General features: G+C 69.6%; 7 protein-coding genes. 3 read left to right on the top strand and 4 right to left on the bottom strand.

Features of this window, described 5'->3' with window-relative positions; genetic code table 11:
* Positions 1-517, top strand: a 517-nt coding sequence (locus tag AC31A1_RS40805; RefSeq protein WP_489658138.1) for an urease accessory protein UreD, incomplete at its 5' end; no start/stop codon positions are given.
* A 164-nt stretch (positions 518-681) separates the two neighbouring features.
* On the top strand, positions 682-2262 hold the full coding sequence (locus AC31A1_RS40800; protein WP_489658137.1) for an alpha/beta hydrolase: 1581 nt from the start codon (positions 682-684) through the stop codon (positions 2260-2262).
* Positions 2263-2340: 78 nt separating this feature from the next.
* Here the strand turns inward: AC31A1_RS40800 and AC31A1_RS40795 are convergent, their stop codons facing one another.
* The 4 genes from AC31A1_RS40795 to AC31A1_RS40780 all read right to left on the bottom strand — a co-directional run bounded on the left by AC31A1_RS40795 (position 2341) and on the right by AC31A1_RS40780 (position 7819).
* Positions 2341-3060, bottom strand: a complete 720-nt coding sequence (locus AC31A1_RS40795; RefSeq protein WP_489658136.1) for a lysophospholipid acyltransferase family protein — start codon at positions 3058-3060, stop codon at positions 2341-2343.
* Positions 3061-3264: 204 nt separating this feature from the next.
* A complete protein-coding gene (locus AC31A1_RS40790; RefSeq protein ID WP_489658135.1) occupies positions 3265-5142 on the bottom strand; it encodes a phospholipase C in 1878 nt (625 codons plus the stop codon).
* 173 nt (positions 5143-5315) lie between these two features.
* Positions 5316-6536 carry an iron uptake transporter deferrochelatase/peroxidase subunit gene (gene efeB / locus AC31A1_RS40785; RefSeq protein ID WP_489658134.1) on the bottom strand — a complete coding sequence of 407 codons (1221 nt, stop codon included), beginning with the start codon at positions 6534-6536 and terminating at the stop codon, positions 5316-5318.
* Entirely contained in the window at positions 6533-7819 is a 1287-nt protein-coding gene (locus AC31A1_RS40780; protein WP_489658133.1) for an EfeM/EfeO family lipoprotein, read from the bottom strand. Before AC31A1_RS40780 ends, efeB begins: the two co-directional genes overlap by 4 nt.
* A 472-nt stretch (positions 7820-8291) precedes the next feature.
* Between AC31A1_RS40780 and AC31A1_RS40775 the strand changes: the two genes are divergently transcribed.
* The gene (locus tag AC31A1_RS40775) at positions 8292-8528 is read left to right on the top strand and encodes a hypothetical protein (RefSeq protein ID WP_393753722.1); all 237 of its coding nucleotides are present in this window, start codon (positions 8292-8294) and stop codon (positions 8526-8528) included.
* Positions 8529-8618: the final 90 nt, after the last annotated feature.

Genomic DNA, 8618 nt, shown 5'->3' with positions numbered 1-8618 from the left:
GACCATCGCGCTGCCCGGGCAGGCGAAGGGGGAGTCTCGGTACGACGTTCGGCTCAGCGTCGCCGAAGACGGTGAACTGCACTGGTTGCCCGAGCAGTTGATCTCCGTGCGCGGTAGTGATCTGCGGGTCACGACGCGCGTCGATCTCGCCGACTCCGCCCGGCTCGTGCTGCGCGAGGAGCAGGTGCTTGGGCGGGTCGGGGAGGAGCCCGGGCGGCTCACCAGTCGGCTCTCGGTGCGGGTCGCGGGGCGCACCGTGCTCGATCAGGAGTTGGCCTGCGGGCCCGGAGCGCCGGGCGGCTGGGACGGGCCCGCCGTGCTCGGGGGGCATCGCGCTGTGGGGCAACTCCTCGTCGTACGGCCGGAGTTCACCCAGGAGCCGGTCGCGGCGCGCATGCTGGGGGAGTGTGCGAGCCTCGTGCCGCTCGCCGGGCCCGCCGTGCTGGTGAGCGCGATCGCCTCCGACGCGCTGCGGCTGCGGAGGGTGCTGGACGAGGCGATGTCGGTCCTCGGGTGAGTATCCGCTGAGCGGTACGGATGTTTCCGCTTATCGGATTGGTAAAGAAGGTCAACCGCCTCTGTTCTCAGGCGGCTCACAGCCGCGAGGATCCTCCGAGACCATTTCGCAACGATGTACGGGGAGGGGCCCACTTGAGGCACAACAGACCGAAGAGCCGGGTAATGGCGTTCGGTTCGGCCGGATTCGCTGCGGCGGCACTGATAGCCGGCGCCGTGGTGGCACCCGCGGCCAACGCGCAGACCGGCCAGACGGCGGGGCACAGTCAGGATCGTGCGGCCGCCCAGGGCGCCGCGCTCACCGCCGCCCGCGCCGCGAAGGCCGGGATCGACTGGCAGGACTGCCCCGCCGACTGGGGCTTCGCGAAGCCCGTCCAGTGCGGCTGGGTCACCGTGCCGATCGACTACACCAAGCCGAACGGCAAGAAGATCAAGCTCGCCGTCGACCGCGCCGTCAGCACCGGCACGAAGGCAGAGCGCCAGGGTGCGCTCGTCTACAACCCCGGCGGTCCCGGCGCCTCCGGGATGCGCTTCCCGCTCCGGGTCACCACCAAGAACCCGCTGTGGGTCAACACCTCCAAGGCGTACGACTTCGTGGGCTTCGACCCGCGCGGTGTCGGCCACTCGGCGCCCATCTCCTGCATCGACCCGCAGGAGTTCGTGAAGGCGCCCAAGGCGGACCCCGTACCCGACAGCACGGCCGACAAGAACGCGCAGCGCAAGCTCGCCCGTGAGTACGCGGACGGCTGCGCCAAGCGCACCGGCCGCACCATGCTCCAGCAGATGACCACGCCGAACGCGGCGCGCGACCTCGACGTCATCCGCGCCGCCCTCGGCGAGAAGAAGCTCAACTACCTGGGCGTCTCCTACGGCACCTACCTCGGCGCCGTCTACGGCACCCTGTTCCCGTCCCACCTCCGCCGCATGATCGTCGACAGCGTCGTCAACCCGGCGCAGGACAACATCTGGTACGAGGCCAACCTGGGCCAGGACGTCGCCTTCGAGGGCCGCTGGAAGGACTGGGAGGACTGGGTCGCGAAGAACGACGCGGCCTTCCACCTGGGGACCACGCGTGCCGCCGTCCAGGCCAAGTGGCTCGAACTGCGCGCCACCGCGAAGAAGAGCCCGCTCGGCGGGGTCGTCGGTCCGGCCGAACTGCTCGGCTTCTTCCAAGGGGCCCCGTACTACGACTCCTCGTGGGTGCCGGTCGCCACCGCGTTCAGCAAGTACTTCGCCGGTGACCCGCAGCCGCTGATCGACGCGGCCTCGCCCGACATGTCGGACACCGCGGGCAACATTTCCTCGGAGAACGGCAACGCCGTCTACACGGCCGTCGAGTGCACCGACGCCAAGTGGCCCACCAGCTGGGCGAAGTGGGACAAGGACAACACGGCGCTCAACAAGCAGTACCCGTTCTTGACCTGGTCCAACGCCTGGATGAACCTGCCCTGCGCCACCTGGCCCGTCAAGCAGCAGTCCCCGGTCAAGGTCAAGACCGGCAAGGGCCTGCCGCCCGTCCTCATCGTGCAGTCACAGCGCGACGCGGCCACGCCGTACGAGGGCGCGGTCGTCCTGCACAAGAGCTTCAAGGGCTCCCGGCTCATCACCGAGAAGGACGCCGGTTCGCACGGTGTGACCGGTCTGGTCAATCCCTGCATCAACTCCCGTGTCGACGCCTACCTGTTGACCGGCAAGCTGGACGCCTCCGACTTCACGTGCACCCCGCACGCGACGCCGGTGCCGTAAGCCGTTGTACGCGAGTGAGGGGCGGCCGGTTCTGCACCGGCCGCCCCTCACTCACATCAATTCAGGGTTCTCGGGATCTCAACTCAGCGGCAGGCGCGGGAACTTGCGTTCCTTCGCCGCGGCCGCCTCCTCCGCCTTGGCGACGGCCGCGTACTGGTCGACGTACTCCTGCTCGGAGAGCATGAGGATCGCGTACATGATCTCGTCGGTGATGGCGCGCAGGATCGCCTTCTCGTTCTCCATGCCCTCGTAGCGGGAGAAGTCGAGGGGCTTGCCGAAGCGGATCGTCACGGGGTGGACCTTGGGGATGACCCTGCCGGGCGGCTGGGCCTCGAAGGTGCCGATCATCGCGCAGGGGATGACGGGGACTTGGGCCCGCAACGCCATGACCGCCACGCCGACCTTGCCCTTGTACAGACGGCCGTCGTGGGAGCGGGTGCCCTCGGGGTAGATGCCGAGCAGTTCGTCCTTGCTCAGGACGCCGAGGCCCTCGCGGATCGCGGCCTGGCCCGCCTCCTTGCCGGAGCGGTCGACCGGGATCTGGCCCGCGCTGCGGAAGAAGGTCGCGGTGAGGCGGCCGCGGATGCCGGGGCCGGTGAAGTACTCGGCCTTGGCGAGGAAGGTGATGCGGCGCTTGAGGACCGCCGGCATCAGGAAGTGGTCGGCGAACGACAGGTGGTTGCCGGCGATGATCGCCGGGCCCTCCTCCGGTATGTGGTCCAGGCCCTCGATCCGGGGGCGGAAGACCAGTCTGAGCAAAGGCCCCAGAATGACGTATTTCAGGAGGTAGTAGAACAAGGGGGGGCGCTCCTCACTCCGGCGGGTCGGCTCGACCGACCTGTTCTCGCAGGTCACCCGGTACCTCGTGAGCTGCCAGTGTAGGGGCAGGCGCCGTCCCGTGGAACCGGGGCGATCAGGCCGACACCGGGCACGGCGAAGGGCGGCGAGGAGATCGTCCTCGCCGCCCTCGGTACGGGCCAACCGGCCCCGGTTCACGGTGACTTACACGGACGCGGCACGCGTCCTGCGGCGGTACACGGCGAACGCGGTGGTCGCTCCCACCGCCGTCAGCAGACCGGCGCCGATCGCGACCGGCAGAGCCGTGGAGGAGCCGCTGCTCGCGGCGACGTTCTGCGCCTTCAGGTCCTGGACGTACGCCGGGTACGGGGCCTTCGTGGCCGTCGACGACGTCTGGGTGTAGTGCGGGATCCGCTTGACCGACTTCACCGAGCCGTTCGAATTCAGCAGCACCTGCTTGTTGTTGGGGTGCCGGAAGTCGAACATGCCGCCCAGGGTGCCGGCCCGCTGGTCGAAGGACGCGTCACCGATGCGGCCGGTGTGCCAGTTGTCCTCGATGAACTGCGTGATCGACGCCTGCTCGGTCGCGGTGTGGTCGATCTTGTTGACCTTGCTGTACGGCGAGATGACCAGCAGCGGCTGCCGGGTGCCGGGGCCGCAGCGGTCCGCGTAGCCGCCCTTCGCGGCCGGACCGACCTGGCAGGCCGGGCTGTCCGTGGCCTTGCCGTTGGAGCCGACCGTCGAGTCCTTCGAGCCGTTCAGCACCTTCGAGGAGACGTGGTCGTACCAGCCGTCGGAGTCGTCGTAGGCGAGCACGACCGCCGTCGACTTCCACTCGGGCGACTTCTGAAGAGCGTTGATCTCCTTGATCAGGAAGTTCTGCTCGTCGGTCGGGTCCGAGTAACCGGCGTGCCCGTCCTGGTACTCGGCCGCCTTCAGGAAGCTCACCGCCGGAAGGTTGTCGGCCTTCAGCGCGGCGTCGAAGTCGGTCAGGTCGTAGTTGTGGTTCGCCCGGCCGTTGTGCCCGATCTCGGCGACGGACTTCGGCGCCAGGTGGTGCGGGTTCGACGTCGACTTGTAGTACTCGAACGGCGAGTGGTGCGGACTGTAGTCCTCGGAGGCCGCGCCGCCGATGTTCGTGTGAGTGGTGCCGCCGCACTTGGCGTAGTCGCCGCTCTTGCCGTCCCACGCGGTGCTGGGCCGGAAGCCGCCCTGGAACCAACCCCAGCTGACGTTCTTGGAGTTGAGCAGGTCACCGATGTTCTTGCCCTGCATCACCGCGAGCGCGCTGGTCGCGGTGTGGTCCTTGTCCGAGCAGTCGTCGAAGGCCGGGTCGGGGTCGTTGACGACCGTGCCGACACCCTTGGCGTCCGGGGAGACCACGGCGTACGAGTCCGGGGTCGTCGTCTGCTTCGGGTTCTCGGTGCCCGAGGCCGGGTCGACGGAGATCACGCCGTGCGTCTGACCCGATATCAGGTTCAGGGCGCCGGGCGTCGAGGGACCGTAGTTCGAGCTGAACGAGCGGTCGTTGAGGGCGTACTGCTGGGCGTAGTTCCACAGGCCCGTGACGGTGTTGCCGTCGTAGTAGTCCATCACCAGACCGGGCTCACCGAAGAGGCCGGTGCACTTGTTGACCTCGGTGTTCTCGACGTACTTGTCGGCCTTGCCGCCGTCGGCCGCGTACTGCTCGGGGCCGTAGGAGTGGTTCTGGTCGCAGGTCATGGCCTGCGAACTGCTCAGCCGGGTGGGCGTGTAGAGGTTCGGGTTCTTCTTCAGCAGCCCGGCGTTGAGCAGGTTGTCGGCCTTCGGCGTGTGCGCCGCGGCCTTGAACTTGGTGCCGTCGGTGTTCGCGGCCTCGGGGTAGGTGGCGAAGTAGTGGTCGAACGAGATGTTCTCGTCGTAGATCACGACCACGTGCTTGATCGGCGTCGAGGTGTGCGTGCCGCCCGAGGGCTGGTGGCCGTTCGAGGCCGCCGACGCGGGGACCACTCCGCCCGCGGTGGCCAGGGCCGCGGCGCCGAGCAGGGCGCCCACGCGCGTCAACCGGCGCCGTGCACCGGGGTTACTTCCTTTGCCGATCATGCTGTCTCGCCTTCCGGGAGCAGTGGTTCTGCTGCCACACCGTCCATGGCCGTGGCACCTACCGCCGTAGCCTGGGCAATGGTGACGGCGGGGCGGGAGAGCGGCAATGACGTGGGAGCGAACGCCCGGTCAGGAAATTCTCATGGTCTGTTGGCCTGTTCTTGACCCTGCTCTCAGGTCAGCAGGGTGCGGCCCAGCCAGTCGGACGCGTCCCGCACACCGGGCAGCGCGAAGAAGTACCCGCCGCCGTACGGCGAGATGTAGTCGACCAGCGGTTCACCGGCCAGTCGCTTCTGCACGTTCTCGAACTGCCGGGCCAGATCCTGCTGGTAGCAGCAGAACAGCAGCCCCATGTCGAGGTTGCCGTTGCCGTCCATGCCCCGGTCGTAGTTGTAGCCCCGGCGCAGGATGCGCTGATCGGCGCTCTGCGTGGAGCGCGGGTTGGCCAGCCGGATGTGGCTGTCGAGCGGGATCACATCACCCTGCGGGTCCTGCGCGAAGTCGGGCGTGTCCTTCTCGTGGTGCCCGTCCAGCGGGGCGCCGGTGTCCCGGGCGCGGCCGAACATCCGCTCCTGCTCGGTGATGGAGACCCGGTCCCAGAACTCGACCAACATCCGTATCAGCCGCACGACTTGATAGCTGCCGCCGGTCGCCCAGCCCGGCTCGCCGCTGCTACTGCCCACCCACACAAGGTCGTTCATCGCACGGGTGTCGGTCACGTCGGGGTTGGAGATGCCGTCCTTGAACCCCATGTGGTTGCGCGGGGTGCCTGAGGGACGCGGTGGACTGATGAACCCGTCCGTCCGCCACCGCACTTGGAGACCACCGCGCGTGTGCCGGGTGACGTCGCGCAGCGCGTGCAGCACGGTGTCCGCGCTGTCGGCGCAGAACTGGACGCTCAGATCGCCGTGACACCAGGCGGAGTTGAGATCGTCGTCGGGGAACGACGGCATCGTGGTCAGCCGGCGGGGCGTGAGCTTCGCCAGCCCGTAGCGGTCGTCGAAGAGCGAGGCCCCGGCGCCGACGGTGACGCTCAGCCGGTCGGCGGGGAGGTCCGGGCCGAGCGTGCCCGAGTCGGAGGGCGGGGCGGTGATGCCCAGGTCCTCCGGGCTGCCGCCGGTGGTGAGGAAGCGGGCCCGGTCGGTCAACGTCCGGAGCAGGTCGGTGAGTTCGGCCCGATCGGCGGCTGTCGTATCGAAGGAGACGAACGCCGTGGCGCGCTGTGCGGGGGTGACGATCCCGGCCTGATGGACCCCATGGAAGGGTACGGTCGCGGCCGGCGTCCGGACGGCCGCCGCGGCGGCACCACGATCGGCGGCCACCAGCCCGGCACCGGCCACGGCCGCCGCACTCGCCAGGAAACCCCGGCGGCCCACCTCGTTCACGCGCTTCACGCGGTCCTCCGTACGTCCGTGAGGGCGGCCACGTCGGCCAGCCGCTCGACCAGTCCACCGAGGTCGGCGTCGACCTTCTCCCTTTGCGGACGGGTGAGTTGAGCCAAGGGTGTCCACTTCCCCGAGTGGTCGAGGCCGTCCAGGGTGTGCTGGGCCCGGTCCATCCACGTACCGAGTTCGGAGAACCCCGTGTCCCGCGTCTTCAGCAACGGGCGCAGATAACCAAGTAGCACGCGGGTGCCGTCGAGGTTGGCGCGGGCGGTGGCCAGGTTGGTGCCGCTGCCGTAGTCGGTGCGGCCGGTCAGCTCGAACTGCACGGTGTTCTCCAGGATCTCGTGCGCACGCAGCCCGGTGTCGGCCGGATCCATCCGCTGGGAGGGCCAGCCGCTCTCCAACGCGTGGACGTCCTTGGCGAGTTGATCGGCGGGCCCGCGCAGCCCGCTCGCCGGCTCGCCGTGCCACAACCCGTACTCGACCCGGTGGAACCCGGTGAATCCGGCGTCGTGCACCCCGCCCGCGAGCCCGGCCGTGGTGCCGTTGATCGCCCCGTCGGAGTCACCGAACGTGCCGTAGGCGGCGCCCATCCGCTCGTACACGAGATGTGCGGGCAGCCACGCCTTACGGGCGGCGGCGAGGTCACCGCGGTCGACGGCGGCACGCAACACATCGGTCTTCTGGGCGAGTTCGACGGTCCGGCCCTGAATCCACTTCTGGTAGGCCAGCGTTGGCGGGATGAGCTCCTGCTGCGTGATCGGCACGGCGGCCGGCCCGCTCTTCACCTTCGAGCCGGTGATCCGCACGGTGGGCCCGGTCACGGCGTCGGCGTCGTCGGGCAGACACTTGAAGGCGTACGACCCGTTCCCGAGGGTCACCCCGAGCGGCCGGACGGTCCCCGGCGCGAGTCCTTCGACCTCGCCGTAAACGGCGCCGGTCTTCGCATCGGTCAGATACACCTCGGCCGCCGTACTGGACGTGTTGTGCAGCTCGAAGACCTGATGCCCGGCCCGCGGATGCGTCCAGCCGCTGCCGCACCCGGCGGTCGCGACCTCGACGGTGGTGTGTGGCAGCCCGTCGGCGGCGGTGGCCTTCTTGTCCGCCGAGCCGGAGCCGCGGGCCGCGAGCACGCCGGCGACCACTGCCGCCACGGCGACCAGGGCACCGGCCACGAGCAGCACGGTACGGCGACGGGCGGTACGGGGCTCGGGCGTGGGCGAGGTCAGCTCCGAGGCGGGTACAGGACCAGGCTCGGCATCGGCATCGGCGCCGCGCGCGGTTTCGGGCACGCCGGGCCTCCAGGGGGCAGTCGTACGAAAGGTGGCGGTAGCAGCGATCTTATGAGGGCGCTACGACCCCCACCGCGTCCTTTGACCCTGTTCTGACCGGAGGGCGGGCGAGAATTCGCCCGGGGTTCACCGGACGGTCCGTGAACGCCACGGTGCGGTGTGTGGGGGTGCACGGTGGGCTACGGCGGGGGCGCGGGTCGACACCGGTCGGGGTGTGGGGTGAGCGGCGTCCGCACCGGCGGCGCCGGGATGCCCGGTGGAGGCGGAAGTCGAACGCGGCGGCGTCCGGCAAGGCGGCGGTACGACCAGGCGTCGCCGTCGCGCCGAACGGGTGGCGGAGCCAACGCGCGGGAACATCCCGGGCCCGTTCGGCGCTGCTCCTGATACCTCGCCGGGTACTCAGAGAAGGGTCGTGAAGGAGATGAATCGGTCAGGGCAGGAGCCGCTCCCGCCGTCGGGTGAAGCACCGTTGGTGACCACCTGCGGTCGGCAGGTCGCGGTGAAGCGACTGTTGCTGGCGATCCCGGAACGGCCGATCAGCCGGGTCACCCTGGACGTGGGCCCGGTCGTGCGCGGCGAACCCGGACTCTGGGCCTCCCTCACTGTGGCCGAGGCCCGCGACCTGGCCCGCCGCCTCCTGGCCCAGGCCGCCCTGGCCGACAGCGGCACCGGCACGGGTACTCCTGCGGAGGGCGCTGCGGGTAAGTAACCGCTGCCGTACGGGAGTTACCTGCGTCCGTGCGGGTGGGCCGGACGGGCCTCCGTGCGTCGGTCCACCCCGCCCCCACACCTCACCCCC

Source organism: Streptomyces sp. P5F9, from assembly GCF_057961495.1.
This window is presented reverse-complemented; position numbering and strand designations above follow the sequence as displayed.

Excerpts from the sequence above, each read along its gene's own strand:
- AC31A1_RS40800 (WP_489658137.1), top strand. The coding sequence starts at position 682 with ATGGCGTTCGGTTCGGCCGGATTCGCTGCGGCGGCACTGATAGCCGGC.
- AC31A1_RS40790 (WP_489658135.1), bottom strand. The coding sequence starts at position 5,142 with ATGATCGGCAAAGGAAGTAACCCCGGTGCACGGCGCCGGTTGACGCGC.